Genomic DNA, 23,436 nt, shown 5'->3' with positions numbered 1-23,436 from the left:
GTTATTTCCTCACGACCAGAATAATGCCTGAGAGAATGAACAGGGTGCCGACAACGATCACCGGAGACAGCGTCTCACCGGCGACTACAACCCCCAGCAAGATGGCCACAAGCGGTGAGACAAACGCGATGAGCGACAAGCTCACGGCGCGGATACGGGCCAGCAACCAGTAGTACGCCAGAAAGGCCACCACCGTGCCAATTACGGCGAGGTAGACAATCGAACCGACCGTGGCGAGTGTGGGGCTGAAATCACCTATGTTCTCGAACAGGAGCGACGCCAGGATCAGCAGCACCCCGCCGAAGATCATCTGGATGTGAGCCGCCACGACGATGTCGCGGCCGGCGTGATAGCGCTTGTGAATCACCACGCCGTAGGCTGCCGCAAAGGCCCCTCCGACGGCCAGAACGGTGCCGAGCAAAAGGTCACCGGACACCCGCAGCGAATCATACGAGATCAACACTACGCCCGCTAAGCCAACGGCCAGCCCCACCCAGGCCGCAGGAATCAATCGTTCCGCCCGGTACCTTACCCACGATAGAAACGCTACAAAGAACGGGAACGACCCGAACAGCACGGCTGTCAGGGCCGAACTTATGTGCTGCTCGGCCAGGTACACGAACGCATAACTGCACCCGTACATGTAAACCCCTGGATAACCCAGCCTCACGATAGTCCTGATCTGCCGAGGGTAGGGCCGCCTTCGGACCACCACCAGCCCGGTGAGAATGAAGAGCGCGACCAGAAACCGAATCGCCGCCGTGGCCAGAGGGGGAGCGTCGGTCAGACCGATCTTGATGGCCAGCCACGTGGAACCCCAGATCAGGCACAGCAGGATGAACATCAGGACAGCCATACCGGGGAATAACGGCGACGGACGCGCCGGTGTCAATGCTTCGGTCCGGCCGGCACCAACAACGCAACCAGGCCGGAACTCCGAAAACCGTGAACATACTACCACAGAATACTGAAAAATACTTGATCCTACGGCCAATGACCGCTTATTGACCGTCATCCATGTAACAACAGGGAGAATCCAGGATGGAATACACGGCAGGTGTGATCAAGGAGACGGAGTTCTTTACGACTGCGGAGCTGGCCCAAAAGCTCAAGATGAACGTGCAGGTCATTGCCCGAAAGGTTCAGTCAGGTGAGATATCCGCCTACAAGCTGGGCAAAGAATGGCGGATACCGGAACAGTCGGTATTCCAATGGCTGCAGAAACACGCCAACACCCGGCCCGCGGGCAAGAAAGACAAGGTTCTTTCGGCCTTTGTCAAGAACGACCACGTCGAGCGGCTCCCGGCCCAGCGTTCCAAACGCAAATACCTGCTTGAATACATTCTCGCGCAATTCGAACCCAACCGGGTCTATACCGAGGACGAGGTCAACCGGATTGTCACCCGGCACCATGCGGACGTCTGCACCGTGCGCAGGGAATTCGTTCTTGAGAAGATGATGGACCGCCTCGACGGGAAGTATCGCCGGCGCACCGGCTACCGCTTCTCCGACTGAAGCCAAAGACTCTGAGCCGGCCTTACAACGACGTGCCGACAATCACGCGGAACGTGTACCCACGCTACAGCAAAAACCCGCCCCACCGGATGCGGTGAAGCGGGCTGAATCAGTTGAGCGGCTCTTGTCCCTTATCCGCCCGGTCGCGGATTGCCCGGAGGCGCGGCTGTCCCGAGCAGTTGCCGCAATATCGGATCGGTCAGGTTGATTTTGTATTCGGAGAACAACCGGGCGGCCTGCTGCATTTCCGCGTAGCGTCGGTTCTGCGACAGCGCAGTAACCAGTTTCCGGAAGGCTATAGCACTGTTGAGATTGCCGCGAAACGCCTCCCACATCAGTTGCAACCCGTCCTGTACCATCTGTTCGTCCCCCTTGCGGCGGCCAAGCTCGGCTTTCACCAGGCCCAGATCCTGAAGGTAAAACAGGCTTTCACGGTTCGATGCCCGGAACGCTTCCAGCGTGTCGTGCAACATCCAGAAAAGCGAGTCGCCCCGGGCGGTGTCACCCGTGACATAGGCGAAATCCGCCAGCGTGATGCCCGTTTGCCAGTACTCAGGGTAGGCGTCGACCATGCGTTCAAGAACGGCGACGGCGCGAGTCGTATCACCCTGCAGCAACAACTCGTCATGAATGCGCACGGCGCTGACACCCACCGCCTGGAACACACCGCTCGTGTTCTCATCACGATAGACATCGGAGTTCGCGTACCCGTCAAAACGGTACGTGTTCATGTACAGATCATAGCCCGTTTCGGCGTCTATCAGCGTGTCCACGGGCGGCGGTTTGAGTATATAGACCAGCCCGCGCAGCACGGAATAATCCCTCAGCTTCAGCGGCGACTCCGCGTAGGGCAGAGAACTGAAACAGATCGGGTCTTTCCACTTATTCTCGAGGACGATCTCATCGACCATCATATCCTGCACCCGCGCTCCCTCTATTCGCTGCAGGTAGGTGTACCGTCCGCGAGGACGATCGTGGAACCTCTTGCGGGGCAGGCTGACCTCCCGGCCGCGGATCGTCACCGGGTACCACAGGATCTGCTCATCGGTCAGCGACATCGGGACATTGTACCGGTTCTTCATCTGCTCGACGTACCAGTCGGTGTTCAGCAGTGACAGGTTGACGACCCGAACGTCTTTGCGGTAGTTGTACACCTCCTGGACGCACCAAACGGGAAAAGTGTCATTGTCACCGGACGTAAAGAGAATCGCGTTCGGCGGACAGGAGTTCAAAATGTTGAACGAGTAGTTGTACGGAATGAAGTTTTTCGACCGGTCCCGCGAGTGGTAGTTGTTGGCCAGCGATATGGCCGGGAGCAGCGCCAGGACCGCGCATGCGTACACCACCGTTCTCTGTCGACTCCTGTTCCGGCCCGCCAACTGGTCCCTGAGGTAACGAATCACTGCCGACAAGCCCATGCCCATGGCGACGCCGAAAAAGACGAAGGCCGGCGTAAAGAAGTAGTCGCGGTTGCGAACCTCCAGGTAGGCGTCGTTGGTGGCTACGTCATAGCGGGTGCCGTCGGCGAAATTCATGTACAGCACCAGCCCCAGCGAGGCCAGCAGAAACAACGTCAGGTACGGCATGCCAAGCTCAAGCCGCTTGCTGATTGCCACGTACAGCCCGATCAACCCCAGCAGCAAAAACGGCACGAAGACCCATCGACCCGACGAATACTGTATCTCAAAATACGACCAGAAGCCTATGTTGGCGTGCCGCCCCAACTGGTTCTCCCAGGCACCGCGCCGATGGAACATGCGCTCCGCCATCGACTGCTGCCCGTACTGCCGACGGTCAAAGAAGTCGATCAGGGTCCGAAAGTCGCGGGAGGGGTTGTTCTCGTCGATACGGGGATTATGCGCGGAGCGAATGGGGACATACAGGTGCACCGACAGACCGATAAAGCTGAGCAGTATGATAACCAGGCCCGTCTTCCACTGCAGCTTCCACCCCTTCCACCGGCAGAGGAAGGCCAGTGCGATCATGGCTGCCAATCCGAGCGGGAGGCCCAGTTTCAGGTACTGATTATACGACAGCATGATGGGGAAGGCTGAGCCGATGGCGATCAGAATGCCCCAGTTGATCTTGCGGTAAAGCAGGACCAGGAGCACAACCGTCAGCAGGGCCGTCAGCGACAGGAATACCGGGAAACCGCCGCGACCGTTGGCAAACAGCGTGACCATCAACAGTTCCAGAATCGCAAAGCCGCAGATGGCCAGGTAGTGCTTGCCTTCAGCCTCCCGTTTCAGGACAAAGAAAATCGCGCACACCGGCACCACCAGAAAGACGGTCATGTGCACGCCGATGGCCAGCAGGGCCAGATACATGGCCAGCACCATGGTCCGAGTGGCCCTCAGGGTTCCCCGCTGATCGAAGTAGCGGAGCGCCATCCAGACAATCGCCACGGCGAAGGCCACGGCCACGGCGCGCGGCTCGGCCTCCACCGAGTTGGTCCAGTTGGTGTAGGAAAAGGCGACAAACAGACCGCCGGCAACGCCGCCGATGTATGCGATGTACCGGCCAAGCCGGTGGTCCTCGCGCTGGTCAGAGAAATGCCTGGTCAATCGCACTGCCAGCAGGTAACTGAACATGGCCGTGAACGACGACGAGAGCACCGACAGGTAGTTTACCCGCCAGGATATGTCCCCGACAATCGGTATCAGCGAAAAAACCCGCCCCAGCAGAATGTACAGCGGCGTCCCGGGGGGGTGAGGGATACCGAGAGTATAGGAACACGCTATAAATTCGCCGCAATCCCAGAACGAGAGGGACCGCTGCACGGTGAGCGAATAGACGACAAAGGCGGCCACGAACACCAGGCCCGCCAGGACGGCATTCGTCCTATCGAAGCTCCTGCTGACAACCGGCATACTGTTGGGCAACGTCTCCTCCTAAAGCAAGTGCCACACCCTTCCGATACCCTGGATAAACCTTCCGCGACAGCGAAGCGGAAGATATAACAAATGGTACGGCAAGACCAGTGATAATTTTACCGGCGGGCCGTGCCACCGGCTCAAAAAAACGGAGGCGCTACCTATGCTTATCTGGTGCGCAGTATTGCTGGCCCTGGGAATACTGGCCTTCGTGGACTCCCTTGTCAGCATGGGTGAAATCTTCCGCAAGGTGAACTCGGTCGTGTTCATGTTGATTTCGCTCGGCTTGCTGATCAGGACGACTACCAAGATGAAGCAACAGAAGTTCGAGAACTACGAAAAACGCATATTCTCCCTGGAGCAGGAAGTCAATACCCTGAAGCAGGGACAGAAAAAACTGGCGGAGTATTAGCCGATCTTCCGATCGACGTCCAGTTCCCGCAGGCGGCGACGGACGTCGGACACGAACGGACAGTCGGGGTAATTTTCCAGCAGGAGCGCGTACAGCGCCCTGGCCTCATCCAGCGTTTCAGGATCCAACGCCAGTATGTCAGCCTTGATCTTCATCCCGTACGGCAGGTAGTACGAGTCGGGAAACCGCTCGGCCAGCAGGTCGATGTTCTGAACTGCGACCGCCGTGTCGCTCCGGGCGAGGTCCAGTTCTGCCAGCCGGAACAGGGCAAGGTCCGCCAGGACCCCGCCTTCCATACCCGAGAGCCTCTCCAGGCGCACGCGCGCCGAATCGTTCATCAGCCGTTCCTCGAAGTACAGCGCGTTCGAGTAGTCGTACAGGACGTCCTCCGACCCCTCTGCCGCATCCAGCACCAGCAGCAGGTGCAGGGCGTCGTTCACGAAGAAACCCCTCGGGTAGTCGACCATCAGCCTGCGAAGGGCCACCTCGGCCGAATCATATTGCTTCTCGTAGAACCCGATCAGGGCCAGGTGGTAGTCGGCCTCCTCGGAAATGTCGTCGTTGACGTTGAGCCGCAGCAGTTCTTCGAATCCCTCCTTTGCCCGGTCGAGCCGGCCGAGCCTTACATGGCAACGGGGCATTGCCTGCAGCGCCTTCAGGAAGCTGATATCGCGGACCGGCCCGGCCACGATTGAGTCGAAATAGTCCAGCGCCGTATCGCATTCGTTGAGATAGTCGAAGTAGATGGCACCGATGGCGTAAAGGGCCTGGGTCACCCTTTCGGTATCCGGGTAGGACCCGATGATCCGCCGGTACGTCGCAATCGCCTGCCGGACGTTTCCGGTGCGGGTCAGCCCGTCAGCATACTGGAAAAGTACCTCCGAAACAAAGGGGCTCTCGGGATATCGCTGCCCTATATACTCGCCCATCATCACAACCTGCGACCAGGATTTGTGCTCCCGGCACTGCCGCAGGTACTGAACCAGAGCCAGGCCGTCACGGTTCTCCATCGAATCCAGCCGCAGCGCCGTCCCGAACGCATCCTCGAAACGGCCGCCGTTCAGGTAGTGCAGGGACAGCAACCTCAAGGTGCGGACGTTATCGGTTCTGCCTGCTTCAACCAGGAGAACCTGCTCGACGGCGGGGGATGATTCGGCGAAGGACAAAAGCGCCAGCAGCCGCCGTTCCGCCGCGCGCGCGGCGGCGGCCGTATCTGCGGCCAGCAACGGCACGTACTCGGCGGCAGCCCGGGCGTATTCCTTCTGACTCTCAAGAATCGAACCGCGCTCAAGGGCGAAAACCATCGAATCCAAAGCCCATGCCCGAACCGAATCGATCAACTCCAGGGCCCTGTTCTCGAAGCTGTGGGAGATAAGACTGCGTATCAGGAGCAGATGCCGGCCCGTGTCGCCCGGCTGAACCAGCGTCATGGCCGTGTCGTAGGCGGCCAAAGCCTCCTGCATCCTGCCCAGCCTGGCCACCACTTCGGCCAGGGTAAGCCGATGCGCCAAACTGTTGGGCCGCTGCTCAACCCGCCGCCGCGTGAGCGTTTCCGCCTTGGTGTAAAGCTGCATCTGCAGGTAGCAGTTCAGCAGCAGGTTTTGGACCATTTCGTCCGCCGGGTCGGATTCGTACAGCCCTTCCAGGATCGCCGATGCCCCCGCGTAGTTCTTTGCTCGGAGAAGCTGTCGCGCCACCGTCAACTTGACCTCCGTCTCCTGGGAGCCTCGGTCAGCCGGCCTGAGCACGCCGCTCGGCCGGGCCGGGCCACCGTCCTGGCCGACCGCAGGTCCGGCGCTCACCAGGAGAACAAGCAGGGCAAGGACAACACGGCTGTTCATCGCTGCCGGGCCTCACCGGATTGCGGCTGCGCGTTCAGCTGTGTCTGCGCCTTCAGAAGGGCCCGAAAATACGCCTTGATCTGCTCCTCGTACTGCGGAGGATAGCCGCTGCCGAGGAACTGCCGCAGACGGTCCTCAAGTTGAACTCTGTCGTTAAGGAGGTCGGTCGACAGTGCCGGCGGAAGGTAGACCGGCTGCTCGCCGGCGGTGGTTGCCTTGCGCTGTTCGGAGAAGTCCCGCCGCTGAAGCGACCGGCTCGCCTCGAGCATCCGCGACAGTACCTTGAGTTGACGCTGCGTCACCTGGTCACCGACCTCTCCTGACACCAACCCTTCCTCCACGTCAGACATTTCGCGCGCGATATCGCTCAGGCGACCGAGAACCTGACGGGAATCGCCGAACTCCGTGGCCAGTTGCTCGAGAGACTTGCGAATCGAGCCCTGCTCCGCCGCGAGCCGCTGAAGAGCCGCCCGTTGCTCCTGTGCCTCCCGGCCTGATCCCGGCGTAGGGTTGTTGCACTGGTTTTGCGTCTGCTGGTTCAGTTGGTTCTGCTTGTTGCACAGGGACTCCAGCTTCGCGATCCCCTGGTTGTTGCAGCCCTTGCCACTGTTGCATTGACTCTGCTGGTCGAGAGATTCCATCAGGCGGATAGCGGCGCGGTTCAGGTTGACCATGGCGTCTCGCTGACTATTCCAGGCCGCCGGACCGTCACGGTTCTCACACTGCTGGGTGGCCAGGTCCATGCTCTGGACGGCATTGTTGACCAGGCTCTGCAGCTCTGCGGCAATGAAGGGCGTCTCTTTACCGAGGTCGGCGATCGTGTTTTTCAGTCCGTTGCACGCGGCCGACAGATCCTGCTGGGCTCTGGCCATCTCCTGCAGGCGCAGAGAACGCTGGTCAAGCGCCGCCGCCTCGCGAATAAGCTCCTCCTGCCGCTGTGACAGGTAGTTGGCGTCGTCAATGGCTTTGCGCATGGCTTTCTGAATTTCCTCGGCGCTGCCGCCCTGCATGGCCAGTTGCTGCTGCTGCATCTGGCCGAGCATCTCCGTCAGCTTGCCGTGCGCTTCCTTCCCCTGCTCGACAGCCTCCGCCCGTTGTTGCTCCCTTAATGACTGCGACATCCTGTCCATGTTCTGGTCGGCATCGGTAGTCTCAACGGCCTGGGCGAACTTCTGTGCTTCCGGGGATTCGGCCATGCCCGCCTCGGCCATCCACTGCCGGAATTCTCCGGCGTCCTTTTTCAGCTCGTCCAGGCCTTGCCGGATCTCGTCCTCGCTTTCACTCATGCCCGGCAGGGCCTTCTCTTCAGCCGCCGCCGCGTCGTCGTTGAGATTCTTCTGCTGTTCGACAAGCTGCTCCGTCTGCCGAATCATGGCCTCCATCTTCTGCTCCAACTGGAGCCGCTTGAGCAGCGCCAGGGTCCTCTCGAGACGCTGAAGCAGTTCCTCCTGAGAAAGCTCAAAATCCTTCAAGGCGTCCTGAATCTGCTGGCGATCCATCTTTTGCAGGGCCTCCATGAGCTTCTGGCGGGCTTCCCGCATTTCCTCCGTGGCCACCTCCTCGAAGAGCTTCTGTATCTCCGCCAGCCTCTCTAAAATCTGTCGGCTCAGCAGTGAACTGTTCTGCATCTGCTCCAGAGAGCTCTGCATCTGCTCGGCAACCTCCTCGATCCGGTCAGTCATCTCGGCGTTCTTCTCGGCGATAGACTGCAACTCCTTTTTCTCCTGCCAGTCGGCCTGCCGGCTTGTTTCGCGCTCAGCGTCGAGCTTGCGGGCGACGTTTCGCAGCCGCTGAATCGCTTCCCTGCCGGACTTGATCAGCTCTTCCGTGTCGACGATTCGCCCCTCGCTCTCGGCCTCGGTCTGCGCGATCAACTCATCGAGAGACGGCAGGCGGGCGATATACCGGCGGGATCGGGAGATTTTCGGGCCGGAAATCCTGTCGTTGTCGGCGACTTCGAAGTAGTACTCCGCCCAGTCACCCGGAAACAGGTTGAGCGGTTCCATGTCCCAGTTGAACTCGATCTCTCCCTCGGTCTTGATCCAGTCCGGGAAGTGAATGACGGCGACGTGCTCTTCCGACGACCTGCCCCGCGTGACAACCGTGTACTTCAGCACCAGCGACGAAAAACCGTAGTCATCGAAAATCCTCACCTTGAACGGCAGGATCATCTCCTCGCTGAGATTGGCGTCGAAACCGGGGCGGACAACGTCGACCGTCGGGAATTCATCGGGCACCGCCGTCACGTAATACTCAATCGGATCCGGGTTGTACTCGCCGAGACGGTCGACAAGCTCGACCGAGTACGAGCGCGACCTGTCCACCTGCAGCGCAACCGTCCCCGTCTTGCCGTCGAGCGCAAGCGGTGTCCGGCTGGAATCCTCAAAGACCAGGGCTGCCGTTTCAACGGAAAGGTTCGTGGTCAACTTCATGGTGACACGGCTTCCCACGACCGCCGAAAACGAACCGTTGTTCTCGTCGATAGTCAGCGGCGCCAAGCCCGTGTAATCCGGGTAGAAGATGGTCAGCGTGATTCCGGTGACGCGGGGGCGGTCGACCACGTCCACCGATTGCACCTCGGTCCTCAATCGACCGGCTTCGACGTAGTAGTCGAACGACCTGCTGATCTGCCGCAGCAGGATACCGAACTGAACCGAATCGCCGCGCTCGGTCGCCAGCGGCGGAATGGCTCCCAGGTCAACCCGTGTCTTCTGCCAGTTGCCGCCGGCCAGGCGGTGGTAGATGTAGGCGCGTTCGGGCAGGCGCCGGCCAACAACCGCGGCTCCAATGTTGATATCCCGATACTTCACCCATTCCGTGGAGCCGGGAATCGGCACCACCTCGTACGCCAGAGGCGGGGCCACTTCGGTCGTCACGTTGGAGTACACTTCGTACGAGTACGTGAACAGCCCGGGGAACAGCACCAGCAGGGCAACGGCGACAAGAACGGATCCGAAAAAGACGCGCCCGGCGCGCAGCACGGCGTGAAATGAGACGACCTCACCGAAGTCTATGGCGGCCGCGCGCTCAAGCGCCTGCTGCTCGGTCAGGGCCACCAGTTGACTCGAGTAGGCCCGATATGGTCGAGCGCGCGCAAACTGCACGGCGGCTATCAGACGACCTTTAAATTCCGGGTGACGTTCCTCCAGCCGGACGGCGACGCGTTCTATGTCGCCCCGGAACAGCAGCGCCAGCGCGAAACGCGCAAAGACGTACAGCGCCGTCAGAGCCGCCAGCACAACCAGAGATATCTTGAGCCAGACCGGGAGCACCATCAGATTGGCCAGCAGGGACAGGATTATCCCCGCAGCCAGCCCGGCCGCGATCGTGGCCAGCAGACCGGCACCAAAAAAGACGAGCCGCTGTCGGCGCAGGATCGACCGGAGCCGGTCGACCAGTTCGGCGGTTGATCTGACTTGAGCCATGTCGCTCACCTCATGAGAAAACTTCAGCTTTGCAAACCCGTGCTATTGCTCACCGGCCATGGCAGGAACACATGCGTCGGTACTAATATAACAGAGCGTATGTAAGAACGTTTAGTCCCATCTTCAGCGCCTCGGTCCGCTTCTCAGGCGGGTCGTTGTGTACCTGCGGATCCTCCCACCCATCACCAATATCGGACTCCACGAGGAAATACAGCACTACCCGCCCGTTCAGAATCACGGCGTGCCCGCGCGGCGGCTTGCCGTCGTGCTCGTGTACCTTCGGAGGCCCGCCGGGAAAATCGTAAAAACAGTGGTAAATGGGGTGATCGAAGGGCAGTTCCACCACCTCCCGCTCAGGAAACAACGACTGCATCTCCTTGAGAAAACTCCCCGCCATGCCGTACGAGTCGTTGACGAACAGGAACCCGCCCCCGGCCAGGTAGGTTCGAAGCCGTTCCTTTTCCTCCGCCGAAAACGAGATCACGCCGTGACCGGTGGCAAACAGGAACGGGTACTGAAACAGGTCGGCGTCCATGATTGCCACCTCTCGCGGGAGCGTATCCACCGGAAACAGCGTGTTGTCCCGGACGAACTTCAGGAAATTCGGCACCGCCGAACTTCCCCAGTACCAGTCTCCCCCCCCGGAATAGTGCAGGCGAGCCACTTTGATCGCCGACGGGTCGGGGTGGAACTGCTCGGACAGGTACGGCTGAAGGCTCGGACCAGACCCGCGGACACCGGGCTGCGCCCGGGCGCTCACCGTCAGAAGCGCGGCGACCAGTAGCGCCGCCGGCAGGAGTTTAGGCTTGCCCTTACTCATGTACTTAATATACGTCCGGCCGACAGGCTGCGATGAAAAAATGTCGAATATACGCCACCGACCAGGACAAAAGGCCGCCAACCATCCCGGCTGGCGGCCTTGTCATCAGGTCAGTTGGTATCGCTACTTGAATCGCCTGGGCCGGCGGGCCTCCCATTCGACGACGATCGGGCTGGCCACGAAAACGGAACTGTAGGTCCCGATGATGACGCCAAGGATAAGGGCCAGCGAGAAGTCCGCAAGCACTTCTCCCCCGAAAAAGAACAACGTCACGACAACAAAAAGCACGGTGATCGAGGTGTTGAAGGTACGCGAAAGCACCTCGTTGATCGACCGGTTCACCGTGCCGACAAACTCACCTTTGCTGCGGAACTTTCGCAGGTTCTCACGGATGCGGTCATAGACCACCACCGTGTCAGTCAGCGAGTACCCGGCCAGGGTGAGCAGCGCGGTGATGATGAGAAGGTCAAACTCCACGTTCAGCAGGTAGAAGACTCCGGTCACGGCAAGGACGTCGTGGAACGTGGCTATCGTCGCGGCAACCCCGGAACGGAAATCGAACCGGAACCCGATATAAATCAGAATGCCGATAAGGGAAATGAGGATCGCCCAGCGAGCCTTGTCCCTGAGCGTCTCGCCGACGGCCGGGCCGATTACTTCGGTATAATCCCTCTCGAAGGCGTTGCCGGGAAAAGCCTCGGTCAGGGTCTGCATGATCCCCTCACGGCGCTCTTCGCCGGCGGCCTCGGTCTCGGGATTCTTGGTCTTGATGATATACGCGTTGGGTTTCTCGAACTTGGACAGCGCGGTGACCTGAATGTCGGGATACGGTGTGGTCAGAGCGCTCCTGAGTTCATCGATGGCCACCGATTCCTGGAAGTGGCCCTGGATCATCACCCCGCCGGCGAAGTCGATCCCCATGTTGGCTTTGCCCGCAACGATCATTATGAACGCGAACAGACCAAGGGCGACCAGAGCCAGCGATAGGACAAACGCGAACCGGCGCTTGCCGATGAAGTCTATGTTTGTCTCTCCGATTATTCTGAACATCGTGTCTCTCCTGCCTATATGCTCAGCGTCCGGTATCCCTTACGGATATCGAAGATCGCCTTGGTTATAACGTACGCGGTGTATAATGAAATCAAAACGCCCCAGAACAGGGTCACGGCAAACCCCCGAATGGGACCGGAACCGAACAGGAACAGCGCCCCGGCCGTTATCAGGGTAGTCACGTGCGAGTCGAAGATAGCCACGAACGCCCGGCTGTAGCCGGCGTCGATGGACGCCCGGATCGTCTTGCCGGTCCGGAGTTCCTCACGGATTCGCTCGAATATCAGGATGTTGGAATCCACCGAGATACCAATGGTCAGGATGATCCCGGCGATACCCGGCATGGTCAAGGTAGCCCCCAGCCCGGCCATGATCGCCAGGAGGAAAAAGATATTGAAGATCAGCCCGATATCGGCAATCACGCCGGAGAGACGATAGTACACGGCAACGTACAGGAGCACCAGCAGAAGGCCCACCATGGCGGAGAAAAACCCCTTCTTGATGGAATCGATCCCCAGCGTAGCACCAACCACGTTCTTGGCTATGATCTCAACCGGCGCCGGCAGCGCACCGGCCTTGAGCACGATCTCAAGGTTTCGGGCCTCATTGATGGAAGCCGACGAACCCATGTCAATCTGCCCGTTGTCCCGAATCTTGGAATTGATGAACGCGGCCGACTCCACCTTGTTGTCGATCACGGCCGCCAGCGGTTTCTGAAGGTTGGCTCCGGTCAGTTGTGCAAACCTGCCGGCGCCGTCACCGACCACTCGGAAGGGGACCGTGTACCCGCCGAACTGGTCCCGACTCAGGGTGATGTTCTTGAGGAACTTGCCCAGAAAGACCACTTTCCGCTTGAGCAGGTACAGATAGTACACTTCGCGCTGGTTCCGGACCTCGGAGCGGGTCGACCAGGACCACTCAACGTCGACCGGGATCAGGCGTTTCACCTCGGGAAGCTCCAGCCACCGTTGGATCTTCGGCCGGTCCCTCTTCTCGACGGCGAAACCAGGCCAGTTGGTGGCCGTCCGGCGATTGTACAGGGCGAGTTCCAGACGAGTCGACAGCGGACGCGTGTCCTGTTCCGGGCCGAGTTCTTCGTCAAAAGCGAAATCCAGTGTGTCCACTGCCGAATCACCCATGAGTTCGGCCATGATATCCCGCTCTTCGACACTGTCGGCGGAGGACGAATCGGCCTGCAGGCTGGCCAGGCTGTCAGGGCTGATGCCGGCCCGGCCAAGTTCGTAGGCGTACACGGCCGAATCGATCTTGGTGACAAGCAGCGATGAGTTCTCGAAGTTCTCGAGCAGCTTGAACTCCAACTGAGCCGTCTGCCCGATCAACTGCTCGGCACGCTCCTCGTCGGTGTACCCGGGAAGGTCCACAATGATTCTGTCCTGGCCCTGCTTCTGAATGACCGGCTCGGCGACGCCCAGACCGTCGATACGATTCCGGATAATCTGGATGGCCCGCTCGACCGCACCGTCACGCGCACCCAGGTCAATCTCCTCGGTCTTGACCCGCAGGACCACGTGTATGCCGCCCTGCAGATCAAGCCCCAGCCTGATCGCTTTCTGCTGCAACTCGAGAAGCTCACCGGGGTCTCTGTCCTGCATCGCCTGCTGTTCCTCGTCACTCATCGTCCAGAGCCTGAACGTGTCCCAGTACGCCAGGCAGGCAAGGACGATGATCAGAAGGGTGATGCCGATACGCCATCTTTGACCACGCATAAACGGTCCTTTCTATACTCTAATGTTCCATCTTATCTTCTGTGTGAATATCGATTCTCCCGCCGCTGCGGACGGGCGTTGGTGAGTGCGTACTCAGCCGGTGCCGGAAGGTTTGGCTCCGACCAGCGTCAATCGACGACCGAGCATCGTCGATATCAGGCACACCGAACTGCGGGGCAGGCACGCGGGCCTGAACGAAGTCCGCGAAAGGCCCGCCTCGACAGTAACTCCCGGCCTGCCGCCCGAGCGCGATTCGGGGCTTTGACTCTGAAGCCAGCAGACCCTCAGAAGCGAGCCCGAGGCCCCTCCGACCGGTCCGCCGGTGCTCGCCATCTCCCCACGGGCACTACCCGAATCGGTACAGGCACTCACCTGTTCGGACGGGAAATCACCGCCGGGGTCCGTCATGGCGGGATCAGCGAAGGTCCGCACGGTGGCCGGCGAAGCCGTAACTGTCCCCCCGGCCAGCATGACCATAGCAGCCGTAAGCGCAACGAGCGCCAGCCAACGGTTGAAGAGTTTCATCTCCATAAAGAGTCGGACCAATATAGTCGTTTCGATAGCTCAGTCAATGCTTTTATCGACGCGCAGCTTGACAGCACCGCCCGCAGACCGTAGGTTAACCCATTGAACTCGTTACAGATACTATTGGTTGGCCGACCCAGCCACCAAGTAGCAGGAGGTGCTGCCATGTCAGCCGCCGCACGAACCGTGTCTATCACCGTCCTGGTCGCAGTCCTCGTCGTGACAGCCTTGACGGTACGGGTCACGGCGAACACCGAAACCTTCCGCCTCGAAAACGGCATGGAGGTAATCCTTAAAGAGAACCACAGTTCGCCCATGGTGGCCAGCGTCGTATTCGTCAAATCCGGCAGCAAGTACGAGTCCAACTTTGAAAACGGCATCACGCACTTCCTTGAACACCTGCTGTTCGACGGTACGGTCAACCAGTCGCGGGAGGAACTGGACGCCTCCATCAGCGACCTGGGCGGCTATATAAACGCGTTTACGGCCAAGGACATGACCGGCTACCTCGTTCTGCTGCCGAAACAGTTCATTGAATACGGCCTGGCGGTTCAGGCCGACATGCTCTTTTGCTCCACCCTCCCGGAGGAAGAGTTGCCCAAAGAACGTAAGGTCGTCATGGAGGAGATAAACCGTTCCGCCGATTATCCCGGATCGGCCGCCCAGGCCTTTTTTACCGAAAAGGCGTATGCCGGGACACCGTACAGCCGGCCGGTTCTCGGTTTCAAGCCGTTCATCGAAAACATCCCCAGGGAAGCCATCATCGCTTACTGGAAACAGGCCTACACGCCGGACAACATGATTATGCTCGTGATCGGCGATTTCGATAGCGGGCAGATGAAAGAGACCGTGACGGGCCTTTTCGGCGCTTTTTCGGGAATGGCTGCTGCAGATTCTCCGGCGGCTTTGCCGGGCGCCGAAAGCCGGTCAGGTCCGCAGGTAATTCTCGGCGCCGGTCTCAGCGGCCGGAACGTATACGACACCGTGGCCAACGTGACGTCGACATACGTCGATTTTTCGTTTGCCGCGCCGCATTACCAGGATCAGGACTACGTGCCGTTCAACCTGCTGACGGAATACCTCGCTCTGGACGAAATCTCGCCACTCAAGCGGGCCCTGACCGCAGGTGCCGACCCTCTGGCGACGGAGGTGTCGGTGTCACTGGTGACAAGAAGCGAGTTCTCCCGGCTTGAGGTGTCGGTGATACTGCAAGACACGGACCGTGCCGACCGCGTTGTGGAAACGGTGGTTGGAGAACTGTCCGGGCTTGGTTCACGCGCCGCCGATCCGGAGGCCCTTGAGGGAATAAAAACCTCGGTCAAGTGCAGCAATATCTATAACACCGAGAAGCTGCACTATTACGGTTTCATAATCGCCCCGATGATCATGACCGCCGGCTGGGATTTCATCGAGCAATACCCGGACCTGCTGAGCCGGGTCACCTGGGCGCAGTGTCAGCAGGCGGCGCATAAGTGGCTCGATCAGCCGGACTTCGTGGCCACCACCGTCAGGCCGGTGGGGGAATCCGGCCAGCCTCCGTACGTGCCGGACGAGATTATGGCCGAAGAAGTGACCGGGTACTTCGATACCGTTACGCTGCCACAGTATGACCTGACTGCCTTACCGGCGCTGAGCTTCCCGGCGACGGACTCGGTGAAATTCGAGCTGGACGACCGGGCAAGCTACGTCAGCGAGGTCCTGGAAAACGGCCTGACTCTCATAATCAAGTCCGGGCCGGACAGCCGCGTGTTCGGAATGACCGTCCTGGGAAAGGGCCGGACGGTCAACGAGCCGGAAGGAAAGGCCGGAATAACGGACTTTGTGAATCGATGCCTTGAAAAAGGGACGCTTACGCGGTCAGCGTCGGAATTCAGCCGGGACCTGGCCCGGATCGGCGCCAACCTGACGCTGTACGACAACCCGTGGATACCGTTTGACGACCGGTACACTACCCGCGGCTATTCATTCATCAAGTTCGAGACCATCGACGAATACGCCGGGCGGGGATTCGGCCTTCTCGTGGACATGCTTCTGTACCCGGCGTTCGACTCTGCGGAAGTGGAGAAAGTGCGCGCCCGGATGCTCGGCACAATCGGCCGCGACGCCACCTCGCCGACCAACGTGGCCCGCGAGTCGTACTACCAGGCGCTGTTCGAGAACAAGCCCTACGCCCAGCCGATCATGGGCAGCGCCCGCTCGATAGCCGGTATCACGAGAGAGGACCTCCGCCGACATCACGCCAACGTGTATTCTCCTGAAAACGTGATTCTCTCCATCGTCACAAACCTGAGCGTCGAGGAGGTCCGCGGGTGGGTCCGGGCGACACTGGGACGAGTCACGCCCGTCGAATTCGTTTCCCGAACGGCGGAAAAGGCCGATCCGCTTGCAACCGTCAAGGAGAGGCACGTCGATCTGGCCAAGGAACAGGTCAGCATCTACCTCGGATCGGCGTTGCCCGGGGCCGGTAGTGCCGATGCCGTGGCGCTGGCGGTAGCGACGTCAATCCTCTCCGAGCGCCTGTTTCTCAACCTGCGCGAGAAACAGGGGCTGGCCTACTCGACCGGAGCCAGCGCGCATTTCGACCGCGATTTCGGCTGGTACTACTGTACGATCGGTACGGCCTCGAACAACTACCGGACCGCCCTGGACGGGCTGCTGCTGCAAATAGACAAGCTCAAGCTCGACGGCCCTACCGAGCGTGAAGTCATGCGGGCCAGAAACAAGACGTGGGGGCGCATGCTGAGCTCCCGCCTGTCCCGGGTGAATCAGGCTTTCTACCTCGGGGTCGACGGTTACCTCGGCCGGGACGTCGGTCACGACTCGGTCTTTGTCCGACAGCTGGAACAGGTCGACATCGAATCCGTCCGCCGCGCGGCTTCACGGTATTTCCGCACGGACACCTATGTCCTGGCCACCGCCGGGCGACGGCCGTAAGCGGCCAGCCGGGACAGCCGCCCGAACGCCGGTTTTTCACTTGACCGGCGTCGGCCACCGGTTATATTGCCGCCCGAACCGAAAGAGATATCTGAAAAAGACCCACTGATGACACCAGATCCCGGGCAATCGGCCGCCACCAGCCCCCGCTATGCCATCCGTGACGCGGTACCGCTTAAGATCCTTGTCCTGTTCGCGCTGGTGTACCTTTTCATTCTGTCGATCACGCTGCTGGGGGGGTCGTTTAAGCTTCTGGGCGGGGGGTTCGCCCAGGCCATTTTCAGAACCACCTCCCATCCGATAGTCGGCCTGGTCATCGGCGTTGTCGTGACGGCAATCATCCAGTCGTCGTCAACCACCACCTCCCTGATCGTGGGTCTGGTCGCCTCGGGAGTGCTGTCGTTCGAGAACGCGATTCCGATGGTCATGGGGGCCAATATCGGCACCACTATCACCAACACGATCGTCTCGCTCGCCAGCATCTCTCGAAAAGAGGAATTCCAGCGAGCTTATACCGCTTCGACGGTGCACGACTTCTTCAATATCTGTGCGGTAATCGTGTTGCTGCCGCTACAGCTATGGTTCAATATCATCGGGGCGGTGGCCAGATGGGCGGAGCAGTTCTTTGAACAGTTCGGCGGGATGACGTTCGCTTCACCGCTGGCCGTCATCACGAAACCGGTGGCCGGCGGAATAATGCACCTCACCGGTGATACCGGCTGGCTGTGCGTGGCGATCGCGTTTCTCCTGCTCTTTATAGCCCTCCGCTACATCGTAGTGGTACTCAAGTCGATGGTGCTGGCCCGGGTGGAGCGGTTCTTCCAGCGCTACATATTCCGCACGGCGGCGCTCAGTCTTCTGCTGGGCATTGTGCTGACGTCGATAATCCAGTCCTCTTCGATAACCACGTCGATAATCATCCCCCTTGTCGCCGCCGGCGTCATCAGCGTCCAGCAGATCTACCCGTACCTGCTGGGGGCCAACATCGGCACCACCGTCACCGCCTTCCTGGCCTCTTTCGTGACCGGGTCGCCCGAGGCGGTAGCCGTGGCCTTCGCCCACCTGATATTCAACCTGTTCGGCATGGCCATATTCTGGCCGTTGAAGGTGGTCCCGCTCTTCCTGGCCTCCAAACTGGGGGCGGCCGCCGCTCGATCGAAGATGATACCCATTGTATATATTCTAATCGTGTTCTTTCTTATACCAGGCGTGATAATCCTGCTGACGAGGTAACAATATGTTCGAGAAATTCAAAGAGCTGTTCAGTTCCGAGAATCTGCTTGAGGCCGCCTACCGCACGACTCTCAAAATGCTCGAGTTCGACTACGATATGTACGAAGCGTCGCGCAAGGTCCTCCGCGATTCGGACACCGACGAACTTCCATTCGACATAAAGAAGACCGACCGGAAGATCAACAAGTACGAGCGCGAGGTCCGCCGCAACGTGCTGACGCACCTGACGGTGGCCGGGACACAGAACCTGGTCCCGGGGCTGGTGCTGGTGTCGATCGTAATCGACGTCGAGCGTATTGGAGACTACACCAAGAACATTGCCAGCCTGGCCGCGCGGCACAAGGATAAGCTCAAGGCTGGCGACCACGAGAGCGCCCTCGTGTCGATCGAGCAGGCTATCGAGCAGAATTTCCCCAAACTCATCGAGCTGCTCAAGAGCCAGGACAAACAGCGGGCCCGGGAAGTGATGCAGATCGAGCAGACGATAAGCAGAACCAGCGACCAGATCGTCAACGACATGATCGGCGAAGAGGATCAGGGGCTCTCACGGCGCGACGCCGTGACCCTGGCCATGTACGCGCGGTATCTCAAGCGCGTCAACGCTCACCTGACCAATATCGCCAGTTCGATTGTGAATCCGTTCCCGAGAATCGGATTCCGTGAGAAGGAAAAGAGCGGCAAGGCCTAGACGTCTGACTTCTCTCTGAGCCCCAGCCCCATCCTGGTGGCAGGCACCAGGCAGCCGCGATGCAGCACGAGAAAAAACAGGGCGAGCACGATGTAAACCGCCGTGACCTCGAGGCGGATGTCCGCGATGAACAGTTGCAGCAGAAAGAGCCCTGCCAGCAGCACGCCCTCCAGGCGGGTCAGCCGGAGATTCACCAGAACAGCCACCGCGAACAGCGACTGCGCCGAGGTCAGGATCAGTTCGTGATCCTGCAGGCTGTCGAGCACAAACGGCCGCACCGCCGAGCCTGAAATCGCGTACACCAGCGGGATGGTCCCGACCAGCAGCGTCCACTGATTGACCTTCGAAGATATCAGGGCATGAAGAGCTGCACCGGCGGCCCCGCGCAGCGCCCAGGTTGCGGCGATAATGAACTCCGGGGCCTCCGACGCTATCGGCGCCAGCCATTGCACGACAAGGAACTCGTTTAACCCCAGGGTCCTTCCCGAGGCAACCAGCGACTCCGCGAACGGCTCGGCGACGAAAAAGATCACCAGCCCGGAATACAGGAACGAAACAATCGTTGCCGCCCGGCGGTACCCGCGTGACATGTTCGCCAGAATCTTGACCGGACCGACTATCTCCGGCTCTACGTGTTCCATCCTGGCCGCACGGCGCGTGTAAAGGACAAACAGGGTAACCAGAATCGCGGTATCAACCAGATTCAGACTTCCCTTGAGGGGAATGGTGAACGAATAGATGGTTGCCATGGCCAGGTAGAAGATTTCTACCCGGTGCGATTTCTCCAGGACGATGGCCCGTCGTTTCTTGGCCAGGACGAAAAGCAGCAGCACGAGCGGCCAGCCCAGCCCGACCAGAAGGCGGTTGGCGCCGGTCATGTTGGCAATCGCGTAGTGGGCCTGTTGAGGATCATGGGCCGCTTTCCAGGTAAATACGAAATCGACGGCGTATTCCGGCAGCACCGCGATCAAAGCCAGAATGGCTATAGCCAGCGATTGGGAGATGTCGATCTGCGCCGCCTCGGCCGCCCACGAAAGCAGGAAGGCCGCAGCGAATATGGCCGTCCCGAACAGCAGCGCCCCGACCACCGGACCGACATGCACCGAGACCGTGCCCAGGTACAGCCCCGGCAGCGACCCGAGGATAGCCAGGCAAAGGAAAACGTACAAAGAGGCTTGCACCTCGTGTTTGTTCTGGGAACCCGTCATAGGTCAGCCAAGAGGTAAGCCCTGCGGCCGCGGCTGCCTCAACCGCGAATGATCATGTTGACAATGTCCTTCCGGAGCAGAACGCCAACAAGCTGATCGCCCGAGATAACGAAGACCCGGCTGATATCCTTGAAAATCATCATCGCGGCAACCTCGACAATCCTCGTATCAGGGGTCGTAACCTCAAAGTCGTCGCGATAGAGCTGCGACACCTTGATCTTGTCCTCTTTCTTGAGCAATTCCTCGAACGGTTCGACATCCATCGAGTAGTTGAGGTTCGAGATCAGCGACTTGTAGTCCGGCAGCGCCGCCTTGATAAGGTCCCGGTCGTTAATCACCCCCACCAGGCGGTTTGACTCGTCCACCACGGCCAGGGCCGACAGCCGGTTGCAGAACATCTGGTTAGCCACTTCCTTGAGCGTGTCGTCGGGAGTCACCATGGCTACCTTGTGCCGCATGACGTCTTTGACCATCAGCTCCTTGTCGATCATGACGTTCGAATCGGAGATCAGCTTGATCAGGTCGCTCTTGCTGGTCATGTTCCGGATTTTCTCCAGAACCCCCTCAGCCCGCGCGAACCGGGCCAGCCCGGAGAGCGTTTGCAGGTACAGTTTGGCGATGGTCGACGGTGTCAGCAGCAGGCAGACTACGTACACGGGAATCCCGTCGGGTGTCTTGTCCTCCAGCCCGTCTTGCGAAACGCCGACCAGGATGTAAAGTTCCTTTACCGCGTCGGTCCGGGCGTGCGGGAAGGCAAAACCGTGACCGTACGAAGTGCCTTCGACCTCCTCCCGTTCGCGCACCGAAAGCAGCACCTTGTCATAGTCGCACTCGAATCCCTCTTCGCAGATAGTCGTCAGCAGTTCCCGCACCGCCTCATCCTTGGTCCGTCCCCTGAGATTCATGTTGACGCGGCGCTCCATCAGGAGATTGGCGAGTTTCACAGGACACCTCTCAGCATTTGGTCACGCGTGAGTTACTTTCTCATTGAGCAGCGCGGGCGAAGCCACGCCGCCGGAAACCAGGAATTTGATTCCGTCTTCCACCGTCATGTCAAGCAGGACCACCTCGTCGGCCGGCACGATCACCACCATTCCGGAGACCGGTGTGGGCGTGGACGGCACAAATACCGATATGAAACGCCGCCTTTCGCCGCCGACGTTCAGTTCCAACCGGCGGCTGACGAAGCAGATCTGGTAGGCACCCTTGCGCGGATACTCCACCAGACCGATTTCCTTGAACGATCCGCCCTCGGTGGTGGTAGTAACTGCTTCCAGGAGCTGTTTGGCTGCGGAATAGATCGGCCGGATAATGGGCATCCGAACCAGCAAACGATCTCCCGCCCGATAGATCCGGCGGCCGATCCAGTTGCGCGTGAGCACTCCGAAAAGCAGTATCAGCAGCGTGATTGTCAGAACACCCAGCCCGGTCCGGTAGTAGCCAAGGATGTCGTGAAGGTACGTTTCAAGAATACCGTCGACAGCCTGGAACAGAAACCGCAGGACGATAAAGGTCAGAATGACCGGAACCACGACCAAAACGCCGCTGATAAAATACCGCTTGACTGTATCGATGACAGTGCTGACTGCCGACATCCGGTGGCCTGCCTTCCATTCAAAGCGAACTGATTATAGCCGCCGCTCAAAGCAATGTCAACAGCAATGCGCCGTCAGTGGGGGATAAAGCCGAACGAGAAGGGAATCTTCGAAGCGAACTGCACCACCGGCTCGGGGTAGAGCCCGACGATGAGCACGCCGACCAGTCCGATCACGAGAACGGCCAGGGCCGGACCCGAATACCGAATCCTGTGCGGCGAGGCTTCCCTGGCGAACCAGGCCATCTTGATTACGTTGGCGTAGTAATACAGGGCAAACACCGACGTCAGGAGCCCGATGCCGACCAGCCAGTACAGCCAGCTGTACCCCTGTCCGCTGCCGGCCAGACTGATGGCGGCGGCAAATACGTAGTACTTGCCGAAGAAACCGGCCAGGGGCGGTATCCCGGCCAGCGACAGCAGAAAGACGGAGAGCGTGATCGAGAGGAAAGGTGACGTGCGGGCAAGGCCCGAGTAGGTCGCGATCTCGCACGACCCGGTCTGATCTTCAACCAGCGCCACGACCGCAAAAGCGCCCATGTTGGCAAACAGGTAGGCAAAGGTGTAGAAACCTACCGCGGCCAGGCCCAACTCGTTCATCGCCACCATCCCGATCATGATGTACCCGGCCTGGGCGATGGTCGAATAAGCCAGCATCCGTTTGATGTTCGTCTGGCGTATGGCCGCGACGTTGCCCAGAATCATGGCCGCCGCGGCAAGCACGCCGACAAGCACCCCCCAGTCGTTGGGGCTCATTACCGGATCGTAAAAAGCATACAGCCCGTTGACGACAATCTTGGCGAAAGCCACCAGCCCCGCCGCCTTTGAACCGACCGAGAGGAAGGCCGCTACCGGCGTCGGCGATCCCTCGTACACGTCGGGCACCCACTGGTGGAACGGCGGCAGCGCCAGCTTGAATCCGATCCCGGCCAGTATGGCCACCGTCGCCAGGATCAGGATAACACCGATGTCGCCTTCATGGACCAACTGCGTGACCGCCAGGTTGATCTTCATCTGGACGATGTCCGTCGTGCCGGACAGGCCGTACAGGAAAGAAATCCCGTACAGGAGCAACGCCGAGGAGAGAGCGCCGACAATCAGGTATTTGATCCCCGCCTCAACGGACTTGCGATCGTCCTTGAAGAAGGCCGCCAGCACGTACAGCGGAATCGTGGTCAGCTCCAGGCCGATGTACAGTGACAGCAACTCCTGTGACGACCCCAGGAACATCATGCCCACCGTCGAAAGCAGAATGAGACCGAAGAACTCGCCGCGATGGTTGACGATCTTCTGTCGGGTCAGGCCGAAGGAACTGCCGATGGCCATGAAGGCGGCGCCCAGGAAAATCACCTTGAAAAAGACGGCCATCGGATCATTGAAGAACATCACGCCAAAACCCCGGCCATAGCCGGTGACGGAGAGAATCACACCGCATATGACCAACCCCGACAGGGCCAGATACCCCACCGCCGACCCCGACTTCCGCTTGCTGAGCACGTCAAAAGTGACCACCACCAGCGCCCAGAGGAACAGGAAGATCTCCGGCAGCATCATCCGAATCGAGTATTCCGGCAACTGCACGTCCATCGTA

The 23,436-nt window shown here is 59.7% G+C and carries 17 protein-coding genes; 5 read left to right on the top strand and 12 right to left on the bottom strand.

Translation table 11 applies throughout. The annotated features are described in order from the left end of the window. Nucleotide 1: 1 nt before the first annotated feature. Entirely contained in the window at nt 2-856 is an 855-nt protein-coding gene (locus VMY05_06710) for an EamA family transporter (protein ID HUV30758.1), read from the bottom strand. A 185-nt stretch (nt 857-1,041) separates the two neighbouring features. Between VMY05_06710 and VMY05_06705 the strand changes: the two genes are divergently transcribed. Continuing rightward, a complete protein-coding gene (locus VMY05_06705; GenBank protein ID HUV30757.1) occupies nt 1,042-1,515 on the top strand; it encodes a DUF2087 domain-containing protein in 474 nt (157 codons plus the stop codon). 131 nt (nt 1,516-1,646) lie between these two features. Here VMY05_06705 and VMY05_06700 read toward each other — a convergent pair whose 3' ends face one another. After that, the gene (locus VMY05_06700) at nt 1,647-4,397 is read right to left on the bottom strand and encodes a DUF2723 domain-containing protein (protein ID HUV30756.1); all 2,751 of its coding nucleotides are present in this window, start codon (nt 4,395-4,397) and stop codon (nt 1,647-1,649) included. 154 nt (nt 4,398-4,551) lie between these two features. Between VMY05_06700 and VMY05_06695 the strand changes: the two genes are divergently transcribed. Continuing rightward, nucleotides 4,552-4,800: a hypothetical protein gene (locus tag VMY05_06695; GenBank protein HUV30755.1), complete on the top strand. Its 249-nt coding sequence runs from the start codon at nt 4,552-4,554 to the stop codon at nt 4,798-4,800. On the opposite strand, the gene VMY05_06690 is transcribed toward VMY05_06695, so the two are convergent. The 6 genes from VMY05_06690 to VMY05_06665 form a co-directional block, all read right to left on the bottom strand. Next, nucleotides 4,797-6,641 carry a tetratricopeptide repeat protein gene (locus VMY05_06690; GenBank protein HUV30754.1) on the bottom strand — a complete coding sequence of 615 codons (1,845 nt, stop codon included), beginning with the start codon at nt 6,639-6,641 and terminating at the stop codon, nt 4,797-4,799. The two genes, VMY05_06695 and VMY05_06690, sit on opposite strands and share 4 nt — an antisense overlap. Next, nucleotides 6,638-10,066: a DUF4175 family protein gene (locus VMY05_06685; GenBank protein HUV30753.1), complete on the bottom strand. Its 3,429-nt coding sequence runs from the start codon at nt 10,064-10,066 to the stop codon at nt 6,638-6,640. The genes VMY05_06690 and VMY05_06685 overlap by 4 nt, the downstream gene beginning before the upstream one ends. 82 nt (nt 10,067-10,148) lie before the next feature. Then, a complete protein-coding gene (locus VMY05_06680; GenBank protein HUV30752.1) occupies nt 10,149-10,886 on the bottom strand; it encodes a DUF4159 domain-containing protein in 738 nt (245 codons plus the stop codon). A gap of 123 nt (nt 10,887-11,009) precedes the next feature. Further along, nucleotides 11,010-11,936: a protein translocase subunit SecF gene (secF, locus tag VMY05_06675; protein HUV30751.1), complete on the bottom strand. Its 927-nt coding sequence runs from the start codon at nt 11,934-11,936 to the stop codon at nt 11,010-11,012. A 14-nt stretch (nt 11,937-11,950) separates the two neighbouring features. Then, nucleotides 11,951-13,663 carry a protein translocase subunit SecD gene (gene secD, locus VMY05_06670; GenBank protein HUV30750.1) on the bottom strand — a complete coding sequence of 571 codons (1,713 nt, stop codon included), beginning with the start codon at nt 13,661-13,663 and terminating at the stop codon, nt 11,951-11,953. 93 nt (nt 13,664-13,756) lie between these two features. Continuing rightward, a complete protein-coding gene (locus VMY05_06665; protein HUV30749.1) occupies nt 13,757-14,194 on the bottom strand; it encodes a hypothetical protein in 438 nt (145 codons plus the stop codon). A gap of 159 nt (nt 14,195-14,353) precedes the next feature. Between VMY05_06665 and VMY05_06660 the strand changes: the two genes are divergently transcribed. The 3 genes from VMY05_06660 (at nt 14,354) to VMY05_06650 (ending at nt 19,043) form a co-directional block, all read left to right on the top strand. Continuing rightward, nucleotides 14,354-17,122 carry a pitrilysin family protein gene (locus VMY05_06660; GenBank protein ID HUV30748.1) on the top strand — a complete coding sequence of 923 codons (2,769 nt, stop codon included), beginning with the start codon at nt 14,354-14,356 and terminating at the stop codon, nt 17,120-17,122. Between the two features lie 108 nt (nt 17,123-17,230). Beyond that, complete coding sequence (locus VMY05_06655; GenBank protein ID HUV30747.1) at nt 17,231-18,355, top strand: Na/Pi symporter; 1,125 nt, start codon at nt 17,231-17,233, stop codon at nt 18,353-18,355. A 4-nt stretch (nt 18,356-18,359) separates the two neighbouring features. Next, nucleotides 18,360-19,043 carry a PhoU domain-containing protein gene (locus VMY05_06650; protein HUV30746.1) on the top strand — a complete coding sequence of 228 codons (684 nt, stop codon included), beginning with the start codon at nt 18,360-18,362 and terminating at the stop codon, nt 19,041-19,043. Here the strand turns inward: VMY05_06650 and VMY05_06645 are convergent. The 4 genes from VMY05_06645 to VMY05_06630 all read right to left on the bottom strand — a co-directional run bounded on the left by VMY05_06645 (nt 19,040) and on the right by VMY05_06630 (nt 23,432). Then, the gene (locus tag VMY05_06645; GenBank protein HUV30745.1) at nt 19,040-20,251 is read right to left on the bottom strand and encodes a sodium:calcium antiporter; all 1,212 of its coding nucleotides are present in this window, start codon (nt 20,249-20,251) and stop codon (nt 19,040-19,042) included. The genes VMY05_06650 and VMY05_06645 overlap by 4 nt on opposite strands. Before the next feature lie 38 nt (nt 20,252-20,289). Continuing rightward, nucleotides 20,290-21,195 carry a PTS sugar transporter subunit IIA gene (locus tag VMY05_06640; protein HUV30744.1) on the bottom strand — a complete coding sequence of 302 codons (906 nt, stop codon included), beginning with the start codon at nt 21,193-21,195 and terminating at the stop codon, nt 20,290-20,292. A gap of 21 nt (nt 21,196-21,216) precedes the next feature. Further along, complete coding sequence (locus VMY05_06635) at nt 21,217-21,846, bottom strand: DUF502 domain-containing protein (GenBank protein ID HUV30743.1); 630 nt, start codon at nt 21,844-21,846, stop codon at nt 21,217-21,219. Nucleotides 21,847-21,920: 74 nt separating this feature from the next. Continuing rightward, on the bottom strand, nt 21,921-23,432 hold the full coding sequence (locus tag VMY05_06630) for an NADH-quinone oxidoreductase subunit N (GenBank protein ID HUV30742.1): 1,512 nt from the start codon (nt 23,430-23,432) through the stop codon (nt 21,921-21,923). Nucleotides 23,433-23,436: the final 4 nt, after the last annotated feature.

The sequence above is a fragment of the Acidobacteriota bacterium genome, from assembly GCA_035529075.1.
Classification (GTDB): Bacteria; Zixibacteria; MSB-5A5; order GN15; family FEB-12; genus DATKXK01.
The sequence above is the reverse complement of the archived record's forward strand: the minus strand, read 5'-3'. Positions and strand labels throughout refer to the sequence as shown.